Annotated in this window: 15 protein-coding genes; 2 read left to right on the top strand and 13 right to left on the bottom strand. The window is 57.6% G+C overall.

Going from position 1 to position 19487, the window contains the following annotated elements; translation table 11 throughout:
* From Q0915_RS22895 to Q0915_RS22955, 13 genes are all read right to left on the bottom strand, one after another.
* Entirely contained in the window at positions 1-1227 is a 1227-nt protein-coding gene (locus tag Q0915_RS22895) for a tetratricopeptide repeat protein (RefSeq protein ID WP_299479406.1), read from the bottom strand.
* The gene (locus tag Q0915_RS22900) at positions 1224-1439 is read right to left on the bottom strand and encodes a hypothetical protein (RefSeq protein WP_299479409.1); all 216 of its coding nucleotides are present in this window, start codon (positions 1437-1439) and stop codon (positions 1224-1226) included. The genes Q0915_RS22895 and Q0915_RS22900 overlap by 4 nt, the downstream gene beginning before the upstream one ends.
* Complete coding sequence (locus Q0915_RS22905; protein WP_299479412.1) at positions 1432-2700, bottom strand: hypothetical protein; 1269 nt, start codon at positions 2698-2700, stop codon at positions 1432-1434. The genes Q0915_RS22900 and Q0915_RS22905 overlap by 8 nt, the downstream gene beginning before the upstream one ends.
* 175 nt (positions 2701-2875) lie before the next feature.
* Entirely contained in the window at positions 2876-4477 is a 1602-nt protein-coding gene (locus tag Q0915_RS22910; RefSeq protein WP_299479415.1) for a glycosyltransferase, read from the bottom strand.
* A complete protein-coding gene (locus Q0915_RS22915; RefSeq protein WP_299479419.1) occupies positions 4477-6051 on the bottom strand; it encodes an HlyD family efflux transporter periplasmic adaptor subunit in 1575 nt (524 codons plus the stop codon). The genes Q0915_RS22910 and Q0915_RS22915 overlap by 1 nt, the downstream gene beginning before the upstream one ends.
* Before the next feature lie 280 nt (positions 6052-6331).
* Positions 6332-8335, bottom strand: a complete 2004-nt coding sequence (locus Q0915_RS22920) for a DUF4114 domain-containing protein (protein WP_299479422.1) — start codon at positions 8333-8335, stop codon at positions 6332-6334.
* A gap of 359 nt (positions 8336-8694) precedes the next feature.
* Positions 8695-10092 carry an FGGY-family carbohydrate kinase gene (locus Q0915_RS22925; RefSeq protein WP_299479425.1) on the bottom strand — a complete coding sequence of 466 codons (1398 nt, stop codon included), beginning with the start codon at positions 10090-10092 and terminating at the stop codon, positions 8695-8697.
* Between the two features lie 3 nt (positions 10093-10095).
* Entirely contained in the window at positions 10096-10410 is a 315-nt protein-coding gene (gene rhaM, locus Q0915_RS22930; protein WP_299479428.1) for an L-rhamnose mutarotase, read from the bottom strand.
* A 4-nt stretch (positions 10411-10414) separates the two neighbouring features.
* A complete protein-coding gene (locus Q0915_RS22935; RefSeq protein WP_299480574.1) occupies positions 10415-11365 on the bottom strand; it encodes an ABC transporter permease in 951 nt (316 codons plus the stop codon).
* 62 nt (positions 11366-11427) lie between these two features.
* Positions 11428-12411 carry an ABC transporter permease gene (locus Q0915_RS22940; protein WP_299479431.1) on the bottom strand — a complete coding sequence of 328 codons (984 nt, stop codon included), beginning with the start codon at positions 12409-12411 and terminating at the stop codon, positions 11428-11430.
* Positions 12408-13961, bottom strand: coding sequence for a sugar ABC transporter ATP-binding protein (locus Q0915_RS22945; RefSeq protein ID WP_299479434.1), 1554 nt, complete (start codon positions 13959-13961; stop codon positions 12408-12410). The genes Q0915_RS22940 and Q0915_RS22945 overlap by 4 nt, the downstream gene beginning before the upstream one ends.
* 98 nt (positions 13962-14059) lie before the next feature.
* Complete coding sequence (rhaS, locus tag Q0915_RS22950; RefSeq protein ID WP_299479437.1) at positions 14060-15052, bottom strand: rhamnose ABC transporter substrate-binding protein; 993 nt, start codon at positions 15050-15052, stop codon at positions 14060-14062.
* 52 nt (positions 15053-15104) lie between these two features.
* Positions 15105-15911: a DeoR/GlpR family DNA-binding transcription regulator gene (locus Q0915_RS22955; protein WP_299479440.1), complete on the bottom strand. Its 807-nt coding sequence runs from the start codon at positions 15909-15911 to the stop codon at positions 15105-15107.
* A 184-nt stretch (positions 15912-16095) separates the two neighbouring features.
* Between Q0915_RS22955 and Q0915_RS22960 the strand changes: the two genes are divergently transcribed.
* Positions 16096-18198, top strand: a complete 2103-nt coding sequence (locus Q0915_RS22960) for a bifunctional rhamnulose-1-phosphate aldolase/short-chain dehydrogenase (RefSeq protein ID WP_299479443.1) — start codon at positions 16096-16098, stop codon at positions 18196-18198.
* A gap of 9 nt (positions 18199-18207) precedes the next feature.
* Positions 18208-19446 (top strand): L-rhamnose isomerase, encoded by a 1239-nt coding sequence (locus Q0915_RS22965; protein ID WP_299479446.1) that lies wholly within the window; start codon positions 18208-18210, stop codon positions 19444-19446.
* The last annotated feature ends 41 nt before the right edge of the window (positions 19447-19487 follow it).

Genomic DNA, 19487 nt, shown 5'->3' on the forward strand with positions numbered 1-19487 from the left:
TCAACCCTCCTTCTTGGACGTAACTTGCGACGTGGATTTTTCGATTACGGTGACGTTTGCCTCATCTTCCTGCAGCAATTCCTGCAACAGGCTTGCGCTGCCCTGGTGACCGCGGCCAGCGCCCTTGCGGGCAAGTTCGATGGCTTTTGAGCGGTCTTGCGGCACGTAGGTGCCCTCGGCGAACAGGCGTCCGAGTTCTTGCATCGCGCCGGGATGGCCGACGGTCACGCCGCGCTCTAGCAGTTCAACGGCGCTTTCAGGGTCGAGGCCATATTTTTCCTTGAGGTGCAGGCGCGCGAGGGCCGTCAGCGCTCCGCCATGTTCGGCAGTCGCCGCGATCCTGAGCCATTTCAAGGCTTCTTCCGCATTGGCGTCTTTGGAGGAAGCGGCAATCAGCATCTGCGCCAGATCGTGCATCGCTCCGGCGTCGCCAAGTTTTGCCGAGCGCAGGAACCAGTCCCGTGCAAGCCCTTGATCCATGGCCACGAACTCGCCATCACGGTAGATGCGTCCGAGCGTTTTCGCCGAACTTGCCGATCCATCCCGGGCTTTTTGTTCAAGACCGGCGATCGCGCGTTGCGCCCAGAACCTGGCGCGCTCCGGATCTGGCGTGACGCCGTAGCGCCCCGTCAGCAGTATCCGGGCATAGTTGATGGTCGACGACGGGTAACCCGCGATGGCGGCCTGCTCATAATGGTGAAAGGCGGTATCGAGATCACGCTCCGTACCGATGCCCCGCTCATAGTGCTTGGCAAGTTGTACATGTGCTTTCGGGTAGTCCCAGGCGAGCGCCTTCATGAACCACTGAAGCGCGATTTCGGCGCACTTGTCGCCCGACGACCTTTGGAACAAACGGCCAAGTTCGTAGGCTGTTTCACCGCGAAAGGCGAATGAGTAACGCGCCGCTTCCATGAAGATCAGGCGGGACTTTTCGAGGTCTGCGTCGACGCCCCAACCGTTCTTGTAAGCTCTTCCCAGATGAAAAAGCGCAACCGGATGTCCGTCGCTGGCGAGTTGCGTCAGGATGTCGGCGGCAGCTTCCCAGCGCCCGACTTTCTGTAGACCCCGCGCCTGCTTGATCATTTCCTCGATGGTCGGGTCGATCCGTTCGGACTTGGCCTTTACCGGCGTTGTGTCTGAAGACAGCGCCACGGCACCGGCCACACCGAATACAGCTCCGAGCAAGAGCCCTTTCCAAAGCAGCGATTTCTTTTTTATCCGGGTCATAGCAGCACCTCCAGGGTGAATTCCGTATGCAGGTGGCCAGTGTCAAAATTGTTCAGACGCTGACGATTTTCATTGCAGGAGCATTCAAGCTCTGCAGGTTTCTCGAGTGAGCGGTTCCGCGTCTCCTGGACCCCTGCCGCAGCGATAGCGCCCATAACCAATCCGGTTGCGCCAATGATGGTTTCCTCGAACGGAAAGAACGGCTTAGCCATCGGTCTGCCTCCAGATCCTGCAGGACACACCTTCCAGCAGCTGCAACGTGCCTTCCTTGTGGGACTTCGCGGTTTCGGCTGGGGTTACAGGACAGACCAGGTCCTTTCGCCGCTGAACTGCCTTGGCAACGTGTTCGGGATCGCGATCGATCAGCATCAGCAATTCGCCGACGATCCGCCGTGCGGGATCCGAGCCGAAGTGATAGGCATCGGTGAAGTTCTCAAGATCGCGCGCAAAGGGCGTGTCGAAGTCCAGATCGACGACAGGTGCCAGGGTTGCAAGGCGTTCTCTGAATTTGTGATTTGCCGCCGTGAGACCGAAATCATTGATCCGGCGCTGCATCTCGGAAATGGTCGGCGGGATCAGGAATATGAGTTCCACATCGTTTTCAGCGGACCAGGACGCGATCTCTTCTATCATGGCCCAAAGGTCGTCCGACTGCTTGAACCGCCGCCAGTCAGCCGCACCGTTGGTTCCGACCTGCTTGGCAAAGAGCTGCGGCAAGTCGCGGTCTATCGTGATTTCCGGCCAATAACCCGCCCAGCGGCCAAGACCGAACCCGTGACCATGATAGACCGCAGGCAGTCTCAAGGCCGCAACCGATGTGCTCAGCGCGCACTCATCGCACAAAGACGGGTCGAGCAGCGTTTCGACAGAGAGGCTTCTGACCGCTGTAGAGTCTGCCGCATGGGCCTTTTGCACTGGCGACAGAGAGAAACCGTCGAGGCTCGCGACGAGCGCAGGATAACGGTCCTGCAGCAAGTGCCAGCCGGTCTTCGTCACAAACCAGTTGGTGTAATAGGCAAAAGGGTTGTCCGCGAGCGCGATCGCTTCGGGAACCCTGTTCATGCCGCCCTTGAAACGCGCATCCATGCTGCGCAGGGGAAGGCTTACGATAAGTGTATCGAGTTCGACACTCGCCTGAAGGTATTTGAACGTATCGTAGATCTCGTAAACCGTCGCGCCGCCATAGGCAAAGTTATAGACATCGTCGCGGCCAAGTTCCTGCCAGTACCTGTCCTGCAGCGCGCGGGCGCGGCTGTCGCCAAGGATCACCGTCGGCGCCTTGATGCGCGGATATTCGATCATTTTGTAGAGGGGGTAATGGGCCTTGACGCTGATTTCCTTCTTGTCGAAATCAAGATCGACAATGCGGTTGCGATCGAAGGCGTCGATGACAAAGTTGAAGGCAACCGGTGCAAGTGCGGCAATCGCCGTAACCGCCATCGCAGTGGCATAGAGTTTCGAGATCAGTCTCATGGCATGGCCCCTGAAATTGTTTCTGGAACAAGAGAAACAAGAACCGGGCCACGACAAAATAATCAAAAAAATATAATTAAAACAACAATTTATAGTTCTATTTTGATTTTGGGAAGTCCGAGAGGTTTCAATATTGAAAAGGTCGGATTTGCAAAATGGGAAACCGGACAAGTCCTCACGCGGAGGCAGTCAATCCCAGCAGGTAAGTGATCATGCGTCCGCTAGGAGGTTCAATCAGACCGGCCATCAGACATACGGTCAGGAACATTATCGTCACGTATAGCAGCGTCAGGTAGCTTGCCATCCAGTTCTGCAGTGTGGCGATCAACCCGTCACCGTCTCCTGCGCGCTGATCGCCCCGGTTCGACCAGCGCTGCTTGGACAAGCGGAAGATACAATAGACCTTCACCGACGCGTTGATGAGCTGGTTGAAGTAAAGAATGAACGGGTAGCTGAGATCGACCTTGCGCGCATACTGAAACAGAAACAGCGACAACAGCATCCGCGTGATGCAGATAAAGACCACATATCCGAAGACGTAGAACGGGTCATAAAGAACCGAGGTACACACGGCCAGAACCGGGCTCACCAGCATGGTCCACATGGATATTCTCTGGTCCAGCAGACACCACCAGATGAAAAACGGCATGCGGTGCGGGCCGAGGGCGAGCGCCCTGGTTCCATTGCGCAGCATGTTGCCAGACCAGCGGCGGAAATTCTGCACCATCCGGTCCATGCCCGATCCTTCGATGACCTCGACGGTGTAGCCCATGGCATCTGGAACGTAGAGCATCCGGCATCCGGACTGCAGCATGTAGTACCAGGTGCTCTTGTCGTCGCCGGACAGGAACCGGAACTTGCCCCAGAGCCAGTGTTCCAGGTGATCAGCCTCAAGCAGACGGATGAATTTCAGCTTCACAAGATGGTTCGCGCGGAACACCGACATACGGCCGGTCAGTGTCAAAACCCTGCCGGACAGAGAATGAGACTGCATGGCGAGCCGGCGTTGTGCGAAGCGCATGGTCAGCCAGTTTGCGATCCAACGCGGCCCGATGCAAAGGACTTCCTCGTCCGTCGTGCACGCCTGAAGGTCGGGATAGAGCTTGAACAGCGGCAGGCAGGCGCCAACGGCATTAGGAGCGAGAATGAAGTCGCCATCCATGAAGATGATGAGGTCGTCATCCTCCACATTGCCACGGCTCATGGCACGCAAGACCAGCCCGATCGCGAGCCGTTTGCCCGGCTGGTTCTGCCGCACGACATGCAGGGTGATATCCAGGTCAGACCATTCGCGGATGAGCAGGTTGGAAATCAGCTCTTCGTCGTATCGATCTCCTGACCCCAGCCAGATCGTGCCCGGAACGCCCGCATCCCTGATTTCGCGGCAGATCGAACGCACCACCTTTTCGGTGATGTCGCGGTGTTCCTTGTAGGTGGTCATCATGAAATGAAGGTGCCGGGGACGCCAGCCATCGTCCCAGACCTTCTTACCAGCGTCGCGCATCGATGGATAAACGAACTTGCCGTAGATCCATGCGCGGACCGCATGGGTGAACCACCAACCGTAGCGCCAGATGCCCAGGATGCCGATGACGAAGGTGATTTCTTTCGTGGACGGGCTGAAGAACACATTTTCGAAGATCGTGAGCCCGATGAAACAACAGCCGAAATACAGCGTGATCTGAAACAGCGCCCAGGGCGTCCATTTCGCCCAGCCCTTCGGCTGGTGCATGATCTCGTCCACCTTGTAGGGGAGTGTCGACCTGTCCTGATCCATCACACGCCCCCGGTCAGTTGCTGCAGTGTCCTGAACACCAGATTGTTCCGGTGGCGTTCGAAATAGACCGTGACTGGCGTACCGCTGGAGGGCATTTCTTCGGCAACCGGACGCAGCTTGACCAGTGCGGAGCGCCCGTCGGGAGACCGGAACCGGTGTGTCTCCGTCACTTCGTCGACAAAGCCAGCTGTTCTGTCGATTTCCGTCACTTCTGCCGACATCCAACGGTTTTCGGTCGGCACGAACAGAGATGCCATGCTGCCCCTGCGCACCTGAAGCACTTCTTCCTGGGTCAGGAATGCCTTGATTTCCTCGGCACCTGTTTCCTCCAGAACCAGCATCGGTGCACCCTGCTTGATCGCATTTCCTTCGGTAATCTGGAGTGACACCAAGCGGCCATCGGTCGGTGCATGGACACTCTGTTCAGTCTCCTTTGCGGCGAGCTCTTCAACCAGCTGCTGCTGATGGTCCTGTTCCGTTTTGAGGCGAGCGACCCTTGCTTCCATTTCCGCGAGACGTCCGGCAAACGCGTTGCCGGTGAACAGGCGAATGCTGTCACCGCCATCGATGAGCTGCTTCAATTCCTGAATGTGGATTTGCTTGCGAGCCAGATCGGAGACCACGGATTTGAGGGAAAGTTCCGCTGTTTCGACCTCATCTGCGAGTATGAGGCCCTTGTCCGCCAACACACGCACACGCTCGAGCTTGAGCCTCGCGTTTTCCTTTGCAAGTTCAAGCCCCTCAAGCTGGGACTCTGCTTGCCGGACGTTGTTTTTTGCAACAAGTGCATAACCTTCCGCGCGTCTCTTTTCCTCTTCGACCAGTGTCTGTCTTTCGGCCAGTTCGGCGCGGGTCGACGCAAGTTCCGCCCGTGCCCGGCGAAGAGCATCTTCCCGGTCGGTATTTTCCATGATCGCAAGCAGACTGCCGGCAGTGACCAGGCCCCCTGCGCGTTGTGTCAACTTGGAAACTCGGCCTGCAAAGGGCGCTGTCAGCGTTGAACGCTCGGCCGATACGACTGCCGTTTCGACTTCCAGGCGGAAGAGCGTCGCGAAGACATAAACGCCCACATAGCCAAAAACAGCGGCGCCCAACAGCAGGTAGAAAAGCGTCATGACGATCTGTTTGATCGGCCACCGGCGAACCGGCATTGCTTCGGTCGGGTTCGGGTCCGGCTTTGTCGGAACTGGGGTGACGGGTGTATCGATCCGCACGATGGTGTCGGCGACATCGGTCATCTTGCCGCGAACGAGATCTTCCACGAAGTGCTGCATCAGGGCGGTTTCGCGTTCGCCAAGTTGAACGAAGCTGAAGGCGACCTCGCCTTTTTCCACGTCGAGACGAACCACTTCCGCTTCAGCTTGAAGCGTTATGTTGAAACCCTGGAAAGGAAGTGTGCAAAGGAGCTTCTGACAGGCACCCACTTCCGGAAGATCACGAAAGACGCCCGAGATCCGGCAGCCGCCAAGACCCCAGTCGACAGCATCGAAAGACTGCTCACCCATGGCAACGCGCATGGGCGCTGTTACCCGGTAGTGCAGCCTTTGGCTGGGTCTTTCGTGAATGATTTCCAAGTTGCGCTTCCCGCTGTTGCGTCGTCGCCAAGGCTTTGCAACGCCAATGCCAACTCGGCAGCGCGAAAAAACAGATGCGCCAAGTTTGAAGAAAATCCTTCAAGACACTGAAAAACAATGAATTTTTTTAATCACTGGCGTGACCTCTGGCCTATGACTTTGCAAAATGCAAAGTGCTCCGAGCTGTCGGAGCACTTAGGCGTTTTCGATTTTGCAAAGATCTTCCTGCCTGAGACCCAGGAAAACGGGCCGCACTTCAGGTGCGGCCCGGTTCTTATTCTCAGAAGACGAAACAGTCACTGTCGTAAAGTGACTGGAGTGTCTGATCCGCGATCCCGGTGAGGCTGCAGATGCTTTCATAAGTGCCGTTGCCGGTCAGATCGACGGAGAGCTGGGTGTTGCCGTCGGCCACGGACGCCTCAAGTCTTGACAGAAATGTCTGATCATCATCGCTCCCGGCAAGATGACTGAAATCCAGCAAGTCGGTTCCAATGGCGAAGTCGGTTATGACGTCCAGACCGTTCAGGTCGTAGCTCCGGAAAATGAACGTATCGATCCCGGTGCCACCAGTCAGCGTGTCACTGCCTCCAAGACTGCGGATCGAGTCGTCCCCGGCCCCACCATCAATGACGTTGTCACCGGACGTTCCTTTCAGAATGTCGTTTCCGGAGCCGGACTTGATGTTGTCGATGAAATGAAGCGTGTCCGTGCCGATTTCCAGGCCGTGCGCTTTCTTGTTGTGAAGCAGGATCGACAGATCAACGTCAAAGGCCGTGTAGTCGACCGTATCGTTGCCCCGGCCACCATGCATGTAGTCGTTCCCGGCATCGCCGAAGAACGTATCGTCATCATGACCGCCATAGAGCTTGTCGTTGTTGTGACCACCACGCAGTTCGTCGTTGCCGGCACCACCCTTGAGGGTGTCTTCGCCGTAGCCGCCCTGCATAATGTCGTTGCCGGAACCGCCGATGAGCATGTCGACGCCATTGCCGCCATCCATCGTGTCGTCGCCGGTGCCGCCGTTCATCGTGTCGTCACCGTAGCCGCCCAGCATGGTGTCGTTGCCGGAGCCGCCGTTGAGCGTGTCATTCTCGTTTCCGCCGTCCAGCGTGTCGTTGCCGGTGCCGCCATTGAGCGTATCGTTGCCGGATTCGCCATATAGCGCGTCGTCGCCACTGTTTCCGTTCAACTCATCATTCTGATTGCCTCCATAAAGCGCGTCGTTGCCGGAGTTGCCGTAAAGCCGGTCTTCACCGGCATTTCCGAACAACTGATCGTCACCGCTGCCGCCGTGCAGATCGTCATTGCCGTTGTTGCCGTAGAGCCAGTCATCGCCTGAGCGGCCATGCAGTTCGTCAGCGCCTGCGCCTCCGTGTAGGTAGTCATTGTCGGAGCGTTCGATCACCGGCGTAGTTCCGCCACCACCGTTGTCAGGATCGCTGCCACCTTCTTCCGACGCATAATGCGCGTTCAGAACCAGCGCGTTGGCGAGACCGATATCGACGGTGAAGACACTGTCGTCAAAGTCGCGATCACCACCGTTGAACAGGTCCTCAAACCCGAGCGTCAGCGTTCCTGCATCCGTTTTCAGAACACCTGTCGTGTGCAGGATGTTGTCCGGATTGAGGTTCAACGTGTCTCCGTATGCGGAGGTGTGATAGGCGTCGTATTGGATCAGGGTCTGGGTCTGATCCGGCGCGATGTGATAGAGACGCGGACTGTCACTGTCGAGCGTTGCGATATCGCCATTGGCATCGAGGAACTGCAGCGTTCCGTTTTCCAGATCCAGGTTCGAGTAACCGCCGTTGCGGCCGTAACCGTTCGACACGATGAAAAAGGCGATCCTGTCACCGGCGCTCACATCGAGGAATTCACGGGACTGCCCCTGAACAAGATCACCGCCGCTGCCCTGCAGCGACGCGTTCGGCCAGATAAACTCAACATCGGTGATGGTGCCGTCTTCGGCGATCTTGTAGTAGCCGAATGTATTTCTGTAGCCGGCGGTTTCACCTTCAAATACCACCGAAACCGGATAGTCATCGGTGATTTCAACGGAGGTCACCTGAACCAGGCTCGGACCGCCGGACCCATAAAGTATGTCGTTACCGTTGTTGCCGTAGAGCGTGTCGTCACCGGTTCCGCCCCAGATTTCGTCATTGCCATTCTGACCGGTCAGCAGGTCGTCGCCGAAACGGCCCGACATGACGTCGGAGTGTCTCGAACCGTTGAGAACATCATTTTCATTTGTCCCTATCACGGGACGGGTTGCGGGTAAGCTAGCCATTGCACTGCACTCCTTTGACTGATGCGCCTATGCGCGATTCAGCCAGGAGGTGCAGCTAACGGGCCATTAACCAGGAAATGGCTCTGCTTCCAAAAGCGCATATCTTTCAATACCTTGGAAATCACAAATTCGTTGCCGATCACCTTCCCTTCCAAGAAAGCAACGGAAATTTCCGATTTTGCAATGGAGCATTTTTGTTATGCGAGCCCGATCTTTCAAATGTTTGGACGTTCAAGAGCACCAGTTGATCGAGTTTTTCGGGGCCCCTCAATGGCCAGTCAAACTCAGGGAAGTGGAGATTGCCAACGCCACAACGAACATTGATTTCGCGGACCTTCATCAAAACAATCGAAGCGCCTTTATTTTAATGAAGCGCGCACGGTGTCGCGCCACGAACCGGCGTAAGACCGGAGTTCGGGCTTTGGGTCGATGCCTGTTTCTTCAGCGACAGTCGTTTGCCCCCGTGAAGTGTCTTGCTCACCAAAGAGCAGGGCAGCGCCGATGCTTGTGCCGGTCGCGATCCCTTCAGGTGCATGCACCGTCCTTTGTGTCGCGGCTTCCAGCATCTCCAGATAAAGCGCGTTTTTGGCAAACGGCCCTTCCACAATGACCGGGCCCTGCGCACCTGTCATCAGCGGGCATTCCGACGTCATCATCGCCAGGTAAAATGAAACTGCTGCATATCTCTCCCCGTCGGTCAGGTCCTCCTCAGGTATGCTCCACCGGGCCACTTGTCCCTGGAATGGCCCGGAGCGAGGCTCAACAGCAGGAAACAGCATGATCCGGTCACGCAGAACACGTGTAGTGCCGGCTTGGCCTTGAACAGCGTTTCTTCCCTTCATGACGAGATCGAATTCGCGCCCACCCATGAAACGCGCCGATGGAACAGGGTCACCGAAGGCGTTCACATTTATGAGCGTGTCGCGGTGAGGGTCTGGAACGACGTCGTCTCCACCGACCGCCAGCGCGATGACCCAGGTGCCGGTTGAGACCACGGAGAAAGGCGGGGTTCGTCTGAGAAGATGGGGGTAAAGCGATGCGTTGGAATCGTGAAGTCCGCAGACAACAGGTGTATTTTCCGCAAGTCCGGTACGTTCGGCGACCCTTGGCAGAAGCTTTCCGATCCGATCGCCGGCCTTTTTCACGGGCGCCATTTTCTCCGTCAGGCCGAGCTTTGCAACGAGCGCGGAGTACCGGTTTTTCGCCGGAGACCAAAGGTCGGTGTGACAGCCGAGCGAGGTGACCTCGTTGGCAAGGACGCCAGTGAGCCTGTAGGTCCAGTATTGCGGATAGGTCAGGACGGTCGCGATCCGGTCAAGCAGGTCAGGATCAGACTTCAACTGCCAATAAAGCTGGGCCCCGAGATTGAGGCCCATGGCAAGGCGCGGTGAGCCGGTCTCATCAAAGTCTGGCCGGATGAGATCGTATTCAGCTGCAACAGCGTCAGGTCCATCGCATTCATAGTCGAGCATCGGCGCGGCGAAATCCCCTTCCCTGTTGAGCAAAACGCCACTCGCGCCGTGGGTCGTCACGGACAGGGCCTCGATGCCGTGCCGTCCGTTTAGGGTGTAAAGTGCGTCGCAGACAAAATTCCAGTGACTTTCAAGGTCAAAATGCGGGTAAGGCGGACCGGGTAATACGCGGTTGGGCCGGGTCAGGACGCCAATTTCCGTTTCGCGCACCAGATCGACGACTGCGACTTTGAGGTTGGTCTTGCCGATGTCGATCACACCGACATGACGGATACGCCCCGTCATCTCTCAGTCCAGGTGAAAGACGGTTTCAAGCTCCGTGACCACAGGCTTGTTGTCGGGGTCAGAGGCCATGATGTCGGCCATATGCGCCCACCACTTCTTCATCACCGGATGGGCAGGCAACTCGTTCATTTTGTGATCACTGTCCCGCCACAGAACGCCAAACAGGGTGTTGGTTTCGCGGTCGAGATGGATTGAATAGTCCTGAATGCCAGCGTCTTTCAGGAGCGCGACCAGCTCGGGCCAGATCTCGTCATGACGCTTTATGTATTCCGCTTCCATGCCTGGATAAAGGTGCATTTTGAAGGCGAATTTCTCCATCCGGTCAGGCCTTCCGTCTTGCAAGAAGCTGGCGCGCGATGCGCGGCAGTGCGATGACGCCGATCAGCAGCAGTCCGATGAAGATCGACATGACTATGCCGGGCACGTTTAAAAGCCCGAAACCGAAGGTGACCATCCCCATCACAAAGGCCGCGATGACGACACCGGGAACGGATCCCGATCCACCCAGAATACTAACGCCGCCAAGAACGACCATGGTGACGACTTCCAGTTCCCAACCAAAGGCGATAGAGGGCCGGGTCGCGCCAAGTCTTGACGTCAGACAGATCGCGGCGACACCCGACATCAGGCCGGTCAGGAGAAACAGAACGAATTTTACCCGCGTCACGCGGATGCCGGAAAAGATCGCGCCGACCGGGTTGTTGCCGATGACATAGACCACGCGGCCGAAGTTGGTCTTGTGGAGAATAATCGCGAAGATGATCGCAAACAGTGCGAATAGAACGAACTCAAACGAGATCACCCACCACAGGTAGCCCCGGCCAAAATAGGCGAAGTCGGATGGGTAGCCGGTGTAGGCCTTGTCGCCGAGAACGATATAGGAAATGCCCCGAAACAGGCTCATCGTACCGATGGTCACCACGATCGAAGGCAGGCCAAGACCGGTTACCAGGGCACCGTTAAAGGCACCGCAGGCCAAACCGACACCCAGTCCGACCAGAACAAGTACCGGCACATCCGCGCCAAGCTGAACCGCAAACCCCATGGCGGTGGAGGCAAGCGCGATGATCGAGGCAACGGAAAGATCGATCTCACCGGAGATGATAAGCAGCGCCATAGCGAAAGCGATCATTGCCTTTTCGGTGAAATTGAATGTCGCGTCGGACAGGTTCCACGGATCGAGAAAGTAGGGTGACGCAAAGCTGTTGAGGATGAAAACGGCGATTGCGACGCCGAGCAGGAGCAGCTCCCAGCTCGCCAGGAACCGTTGCATCGGTGATTTCAGCCGGTCCGGAATGTGGCGCCCTCGGGCCGTTGTCTCAGATGCGGTGACGCTCACGATGCATGCTCCGCTTTTTTCAGGATCACCCTGCCCTTTGTCCGGTTGGACGTAGCGTTGAAGGCGACGGCGATAATGATGGCACTGCCGGAAATGGCGAGCTGCCAGAAGGGCGAGATGTTGATCACCGGCAAGGCATTCTTGACGATGCCGAGAAACAGGGCGCCGAGCAGTGCACCACCGACCGAGCCAATACCGCCGGCAATCGAGATGCCGCCAATGACACAGGCCGCTACCACTTCCAGCTCGAAGCCGCCGGCGATGTCAACATAGGCAACCGCATAGCGCGCCACCCAGAGGTAGCCGGTCAGCCCGGCCAGCGCGCCGGAAACCACATAGGCCGCGCACTGGGTGAGGCCGACATTGATGCCGGTATAGACGGCGGCGTGCGGATTGCCGCCAACGGCGAAGAAAGCGCGCCCGAGCGATGTGCGGCCAATCAGGACGATAAATCCAAGGACGACGAAGATCGCGATCCAGGAGAGGACCGGCAGACCGAGAATGACTTCTCGCGGGAAGGCCTTGAAGGCATCGCTCATTTCGTGCGCGTTGATCCACTCGCCGCCCGAAATGACAAAGATGATCCCGCGATAGATCGTCATCGTGCCGAGCGTTACCACGATCGGAGGAATGTCGAGTTTCCAGACGAGCATACCATTGAACAGACCCATCAGCGCGCCAAGGGTCAGCGCGATCACGAGGATGACTGGCACAGGCAAGCCGGGCATTGCGGTGTTGAGCATCGCCACAACCATGCCTGTCAGAGCAAGATTGGCAGCCACCGACAAATCAATGCAGCGGGTCAGGATCACCACCATCTGGCCAAGTGCCAGGATTATCAGCGGTGCCGTGTCATTGAAGACATTGGCGAGGTTGGCCGGGGCGACAAAGGCCGGGAAACGCGAGGCAATTGCGCCGACAAGCACAAGAATGGCGGCACCGAGGATCGCTTCGCGGGATCTCAGGAAAATCGGCGTCATTGACGGACCTCCGAAATACCGGCGGCAGCGCGCACGAGGTTTTCAGGTGTCAGCGCATCGCCCTCGAATTCAGCTGCTATGCGCCCCTCTCGCATAACGATTGCCCTGTGGGACATGCCAAGTATTTCGGGTATCTCGGAGGACACCATGATCACGGCCAGGCCTTGTACTGCGAGTTCCGCCATGAATTCATGGACGGCCGCCTTGGAGCCGATATCAATGCCCTTCGTCGGCTCGTCGAGGATGATGACACGTGGCTTTGTCGCCAGCCACTTGGCGATAACCACCTTTTGCTGGTTGCCGCCGGAGAGTTCGCCGATGTCCTGATCGAGCGCCGCCGCGCGCAGGTCCAACCGCTGCGTGTACTCGCGTGCGAGTTTGAATTCCTCGGCCAGTCTGAGGAAACCGTTCCGCGACGTTTCCCTAAGCGACGGCAACGAGACATTCTGGAAGATAGGAAGCCCCTTGATTGCCCCCTGCCTGCCACGGTCTTCCGGCACATAGACGATGCCACGGCGGATCGCCTCGTTCGGGTCGCGAATCACGGCAACCTGACCGTCTATGCGGATGGCACCCTTGGAGGGTTTCGTTACACCGAAAAGCGCCTGCATGAATTCGCTGCGGCCCGCACCGACCAGTCCGTAAAAGCCTAGGATTTCACCGGCACGCAGCTCAAATCCAATGTCCTCGAATTCGGTTGGATGTGAATAGCCGACCACTTTCAGGACTTCCTCGCCGATTTGCGGTGTTCGTTTCGGGAACACCTGATCGACCGAGCGGCCGACCATCAGTTTGACCAGTTCCGGTTCGGACACCTCCGCGATCCTGCCAGCGCCTACCATCTGACCGTCGCGGAACACCGTGTAGCGGTCGGCGATGCGGAAGATCTCATCGAACTTGTGGCTGATGAACAGGATCGCCTTGCCCTCGGCCTTAAGCCTCTCGACCAGCTCGTAAGTCTCTTCTATTTCCTTGTGCGACAGTGACGCGGTCGGTTCATCCATGATGACGATGCTGGCGTCGATGGAGAGCGCTCTTGCGATCGCAACCAGGTGTTTGTTGGCTATTCCAAGATCCTTGAGCGTGACCGTCGCTTCAATCCTGGCCCCGATCCGCTCCAGTAGCTCGCGCGCCTTTTCGATCATGGCCTTGCGGTCGATCAGACCGAGACGGGTTCTCGGTGCGTGTCCGATAAAAATATTCTCCGCAACCGAAAGTTCGTCAAAGAGCACGGTTTCCTGGTGAATTGCGGTGACGCCGGCACGTCCGGCATCCTGGGCCGTAGGGAACGTTACCGGCGTGCCCGCAATCGAAATCTCACCTTCGTCGGGCTGGTAGATCCCGGTCAGGATTTTGACAATGGTGGATTTTCCGGCGCCGTTCTCACCAACAAGGGCGGTCACTTCCCCCGGGAAAAGCTCCAGCGAGATATCGTTGAGCGCCTTGACGCCCGGAAACGACTTGGAAATGCCCGTGAGGGAAAGAACGGGGCCGACCGTGCCGTCCGAACGCGGATGCGCGTCTGCTATGCCCTGCGTGTTCGCAAGCATCACCATTTCCCGGAGCCTGGAGTTAACAGTTCGCTTTAAAGAACCCGGAGCAAAAGCACCGGGTCCCGGACAGTTTCCGTCAGGTCGTTGCGACCAGCTTAGAAGATGTCCTTGAAGTCGTCGATGTTGGAGCTGTCATAGACAAACGGGTCCGCCATCGCGCCTTCATTGCCATCATCGAGCGTCAGCGAGCCCATGCGGCCCATCGGTATTTCCGCACCTGGCGCTGCTTCGGCTTTGCCGGTGGCAAGGTTGTAAGCAAGCATGGTGGCCGAATAGCCGAGATCGATCGGATTCCAGATCGCGAAAGACTTGGACGCACCGGATTCAATATGTCCCGCCATTTCCGATGGCAGGCCCAGACCGGTCACGTTGATCTCACCGGCCTTTTCCGCATCGGAGACAGCCTGTGCGGCAGCAACAATGCCGACGGATGTCGGGGCGATGATCGCCTTCAGGTCCGGATAGGTCTGCATCAGGCCCTGCGCTTCGCGATAGGACTTGTCCGCAAGGTCGTCACCGTAAACGGTGCCCACCACGTTGATGCCCGGATAATTGTCCTTCACCTTGTTCATCTCTTCGATCCAGGTGTTCTGGTTCGTGGCGGTCGCGGAGGCGGACAGGACAGCGACATCACCGCCATCGGGCAGATGATCTGCCGCCAGTTTGATGATCATGTTGCCGATCAACGGATTGGACGACGGGTTCAGGTGCAACTGGCGGCCTTCCGCCGCGACGCCCGAATCCCAGGAAATAACCGTGATGCCGCGATCCATGGCCTTTTTCAGGGCCGGCACGAGCGCATCCTGATCATTGGCGGAGATCGCGATGGCATCGACCTTCTGGGCGATCAGTGCGTTGATCACCTCGATCTGGCCTTCAGCCGTGGTATCTGTCGGCCCTGTATAGATGATCTCGACATCGCCAAGCTCCTTGGCGGCTTCTTCAGCGCCTTTTGCAGCCGCTTCGAAGAAGCCGATGCCGAGCGCCTTGACGACGATGGCGATGCGTTTGTCCTCGGCCTGGGTCGGGCCGGCCATAGACACAGCGGCAATGGCGGTTGCGGCCAGAAGTGATTTCCAGAGTTTCATTGCTTCCTCCCTAAAAAACTGCCGCCCCTCCTCCAGGTCCGGCAGAAACCGGCTACCCGCTCGAGGTCGCCTTTCTTTGTGCGGCGCTCACCGGCGCCACTATCAGTTCGATATCTGCCTGTTCCAGCATCTTGGCAGCGCTGTCCGGAATGCCGTCATCCGTGATAACGGCAGAGATCCGCTCCAGCGGACACAGTATCAGGCTGGATCTTGCGTTGAATTTCGACGAATCCACCAGCACAACCAGTTCGTCTGCCTGCCCAATCAGCTTCTGTTCAGCCTGGATCAAGAGCGGATCGGCTTCCATCAGACCGAGCGGCCCAAGCCCCTGCGCACCCATGAACATACGCTTGGCATAGAAGTTACGGGTGACGTCGTTATCGAAAGGGCTCAGGATGATGTTCTGCTCGCGGTAAATCACACCGCCAGACAACATGATCGTGTTTTTGGAGTTCTTCAGAAGATGCTCCGCGATCGGAAACGAGTTGGTGAATACCTGGCATCGTTTGGTTGCCAGCGGATGCACCATCTGAAACGTGGTCGTTCCGCCGTTGATGATGATCGCGTCGCCGTCTTCACAAAGCTCGACGGCTTTTTGCGCAATTGCGCGTTTTTGCGCGATATTGATCGTTTCGTTGACGCTAAACGGTCGACCGGCCAGACCCACAAATTGCGGCGGATGAATGGACTCCGCTCCGCCACGAACCCTTCGCAGTTTTTTCTGCACATGCAGCTGCGCAATATCCCTGCGGATTGTCGCTTCCGAGGAATCCGTTAACGCCACCAGCTCCTGCACCGTCACAACCGGACGATCCTGGACTGCGGACAATATGATCCTGTGACGTTCTTTTTCGTGCATCTGGTCCTCCCATCAATCAAACGTTTCCACCTACACCAGTCAATGTCAATCAAAAAATGTCAAAAATGATCATTTTGCAGTGCAATATGATTGTTTTTGCGCGTTTTTGATTGACATTCAGGTGTGATCAAGCGAATTTCTAGACAAAGAGGCGCAAGCTGTCAGGCGTTCAAGGGAGGAAAAGATGTTGAATTCCGCGGCCGGGTCCCGGCTGGCAGATCTTTGGGACAACCAGAAGGCCTCCGGCATGAACGAGTCCGAACTGCTGCTCTATCGCTCAAACCTCCTCGGCTCAGACAAGCGCATCACCAATTATGGCGGCGGCAATACCTCCGCCAAGGTGTTTGAGAAAGACCCACTCACCGGTGAAGCTGCCGAAGTTCTCTGGGTAAAAGGTTCTGGCGGCGATGTCGGCACGATCAATATGGGCGGTTTCGCAACGCTTTACATGGACAAGCTCAGGGCGCTGAAAGGGCTTTATCGCGGCGTCGACTTCGAAGACGAGATGGTTGGCTATCTGCCCCATTGCACATTCAACCTTAATCCCCGCGCTGCCTCCATCGACACGCCATTGCATGCCTATGTGCCGAAAAAGCACGTCGATCACATGCATCCCGACGCAATCATCGCAATTGCAGCCGCCAGCGACAGCAAGGCAATCACGCGCGAGATCTTCGGCGGCGATATCGGCTGGTTGCCCTGGAAACGTCCCGGATACGAGCTCGGCCTGTGGCTGGAAAAGTTCTGTCTGGAAAATCCGGACGCGCGCGGTGTCGTTTTGGAGAGCCACGGCCTCTTCACCTGGGCCGATGACGCGCGAGCCTGTTACGAAACCACGCTGGAAATCATCAACAAGGCCATTGCCTGGTTTGAAGACAAAACAAGTGGCAAGGATGCATTTGGCGGTTCAAAACACCGGGCGCTTGCTCCGGCTGAACGCCGGGCTGTTGCCTCGAAGCTGATGCCTGCCATCCGGGGAATGGTCTCGGGAAAGCAGCACATGGTCGGTCACTTTGATGACAGCGACGCTGTCCTGGAATTCGTCTGCTCCAGGGACATGGAACAGCTTGCCCGCCTCGGCACGAGCTGCCCGGACCATTTCCTGCGCACCAAGATCCGGCCACTGGTCGTTGACTTCGACCCCGAGAGCCCGGATATCAGCGATACACTGTCTGGCCTTGGTGTGGCCGTCGAGGCATATCGCGACGACTACGCCGCCTATTACGCCCGCTGCAAGCACGAGGACAGCCCTGCCCTGCGCGATCCGAATGCCGTGGTTTACCTTGTCCCAGGCGTCGGCATGATCACGTTTGCCAAGGACAAGGCGACGGCGCGCATTTCCAGTGAGTTCTATACCAACGCCATCAACGTCATGCGCGGAGCATCAAGCGTTTCGACCTATTGTGGTTTGCCGGAGCAGGAAGCTTTCGACATAGAATACTGGCTGCTGGAGGAAGCAAAGCTCCAGCGAATGCCGAAGCCAAAAAGCCTTGCCGGCAAGATTGCTCTTGTAACAGGCGGAGCCGGCGGCATCGGCTCGGCAACCGCCGAGCGTTTCCTGCGCGAAGGTGCCTGTGTTGTCCTCGCCGATATCGATGGCGAGGCGCTTGCTGCTGCCGCAGAAAACCTGTCCGACCGCTTCTCCAGCGATGTCGTTTGCACAGTGACGATGGATGTCACCAGCGAGGATGCCGTTGCCGACAGTTTCGCCCGTGCGGCGCTCGAATTCGGCGGCGTCGACATACTGCTCTCAAATGCAGGCATCGCCTCGTCCGCTCCTGTCGAGGAGACGACACTGGACCTCTGGAACCGGAACATGTCGATCCTTTCGACCGGGTATTTCCTCGTCTCGCGCGCGGCCTTCCAAACAATGAAGACACAAGGCATCGGTGGGTCGATCGTCTTTATCGGTTCCAAGAACGGTCTCGCCGCCTCGCCGGGCGCCAGTGCCTATTGCACGGCCAAGGCTTCGGAGCTGCATCTCGCCCGCTGCCTTGCTCTTGAAGGTGCACCGGACGGCATCCGCGTCAATGTTGTCAATCCGGACGCTGTGCTGCGCGGTTCCAAAATCTGGTCCGGAAGCTGGCTCAAGGAGCGCGCGCAGGCCTATGGCAAGGACACGTCGGAGCTGGAGGAGCATTACCGCCAGCGCTCGCTCCTGAAACGCTCCGTATTGCCGGAAGATATTGCCGAGGCGAGCTACTTTTTTGCGTCAGAGGCCTCGGCGAAATCGACCGGAAACATCCTCAATGTCGATGCCGGTAACGTCCAGGCCTTCACGCGGTAGAGTATTGCCATGACTTATGAAACTGCGAAATCCCGGTTTGCCGAATGGGACGTGGACACAGAGGCGGCCCTTCGCCGGTTGGCGGAGATACCGATCTCGATGCACTGCTGGCAGGGCGACGACGTTGTCGGCTTCGAACAGAAATCCGGCTCTTCCGGCGGCGGCATCCAGGCGACCGGCAATCATCCGGGCCGGGCGCGGACGCCGGACGAGTTGCGCGCGGATCTTGAATTTGCCTATTCGATGATTCCCGGGACGCACCGTCTCAATCTCCATGCCATGTATATGGACACGAACGAAAGCCCGGATCGTGACGAGATCGAATATCGCCACTTTGCAGCATGGGTCGACTGGGCCAAGAGCCAGGGGCTCGGGCTCGATTTCAACCCGACATTCTTTGCCCACGCAAGGGCCGACGATAACCTCACACTCGCCCATCCGGACGCCGGCATTCGTGACTTCTGGATCGAACATGGACGGCGGACACGCGAAATTGCGGCTGCAATCGGCGCTGAACTTGGCTCACCTGCCATAAACAACATCTGGGTGCCCGACGGCATGAAGGATTTGCCGGTCGACCGACTGGCACCGCGTGCGCGGCTCGAGGCATCGCTTGATGACATGCTCGCCGAGCGTCAGGACCCGGCGCACATGCGCGACGCGGTTGAAAGCAAGCTGTTCGGCATCGGGGTCGAGGCCTACACGGTCGGAAGCCACGAGTTCTATCTCGGCTATGCGATCCGCAAGGGCGTGCTGCTTTGCCTCGACATGGGCCATTTCCACCCGACCGAGAACATTGCCGACAAATTGAGCGCGGTGGCGCTTTCGGTGGACGAATTGCTGCTGCACGTCTCCCGGCCAATGCGATGGGACAGCGACCATGTGATCCTGCTGAACGATGACATCCTCGCAATGGGTCAGGCGCTGGTCAGCGAAGACCTTCTGAAGAAAACCCACATCGGACTGGATTTCTTCGATGCCACGATCAGCCGGACCGCGGCCTGGGTAATCGGTACCCGGAACATGCAAAAATCCCTTTTGAGGGCCCTGCTCTCACCGCTTGACCGCCTGAAAGAAGCCGAGACCACACTCGATTTCACGGCGCGCCTTGTCCTGACAGAAGAGCTGAAGGATCTGCCGTTCGGCGCTGTCTGGGAAGAATTCTGCGAACGCCACCACCGCCCGACCGGGGCACAGTTGATCAGTGAACTTGACGCCTACCAGAGCCGTGTCGAGGTCCGGGGTTAGTATTGAATTCGCAGATGGAAAAGATCCTGATTGGAAGCGCT

The sequence above is a fragment of the uncultured Roseibium sp. genome, from assembly GCF_947494555.1.
Classification (GTDB): Bacteria; Pseudomonadota; Alphaproteobacteria; order Rhizobiales; family Stappiaceae; genus Roseibium.

What these genes read in the sequence shown, in the direction of transcription:
- Q0915_RS22900 (WP_299479409.1), bottom strand. Translation starts at nt 1,439, where the DNA reads ATGGCTAAGCCGTTCTTTCCGTTCGAGGAAACCATCATTGGCGCAACC.
- Q0915_RS22960 (WP_299479443.1), top strand. Translation starts at nt 16,096, where the DNA reads ATGTTGAATTCCGCGGCCGGGTCCCGGCTGGCAGATCTTTGGGACAAC.
- rhaS (WP_299479437.1), bottom strand. Translation starts at nt 15,052, where the DNA reads ATGAAACTCTGGAAATCACTTCTGGCCGCAACCGCCATTGCCGCTGTG.
- Q0915_RS22920 (WP_299479422.1), bottom strand. Translation starts at nt 8,335, where the DNA reads ATGGCTAGCTTACCCGCAACCCGTCCCGTGATAGGGACAAATGAAAAT.
- Q0915_RS22895 (WP_299479406.1), bottom strand. Translation starts at nt 1,227, where the DNA reads ATGACCCGGATAAAAAAGAAATCGCTGCTTTGGAAAGGGCTCTTGCTC.
- Q0915_RS22905 (WP_299479412.1), bottom strand. Translation starts at nt 2,700, where the DNA reads ATGAGACTGATCTCGAAACTCTATGCCACTGCGATGGCGGTTACGGCG.
- Q0915_RS22945 (WP_299479434.1), bottom strand. Translation starts at nt 13,961, where the DNA reads ATGCTTGCGAACACGCAGGGCATAGCAGACGCGCATCCGCGTTCGGAC.
- Q0915_RS22925 (WP_299479425.1), bottom strand. Translation starts at nt 10,092, where the DNA reads ATGACGGGGCGTATCCGTCATGTCGGTGTGATCGACATCGGCAAGACC.
- Q0915_RS22910 (WP_299479415.1), bottom strand. Translation starts at nt 4,477, where the DNA reads ATGGATCAGGACAGGTCGACACTCCCCTACAAGGTGGACGAGATCATG.
- Q0915_RS22940 (WP_299479431.1), bottom strand. Translation starts at nt 12,411, where the DNA reads ATGACGCCGATTTTCCTGAGATCCCGCGAAGCGATCCTCGGTGCCGCC.
- Q0915_RS22965 (WP_299479446.1), top strand. Translation starts at nt 18,208, where the DNA reads ATGACTTATGAAACTGCGAAATCCCGGTTTGCCGAATGGGACGTGGAC.
- Q0915_RS22935 (WP_299480574.1), bottom strand. Translation starts at nt 11,365, where the DNA reads ATGCAACGGTTCCTGGCGAGCTGGGAGCTGCTCCTGCTCGGCGTCGCA.
- Q0915_RS22955 (WP_299479440.1), bottom strand. Translation starts at nt 15,911, where the DNA reads ATGCACGAAAAAGAACGTCACAGGATCATATTGTCCGCAGTCCAGGAT.
- rhaM (WP_299479428.1), bottom strand. Translation starts at nt 10,410, where the DNA reads ATGGAGAAATTCGCCTTCAAAATGCACCTTTATCCAGGCATGGAAGCG.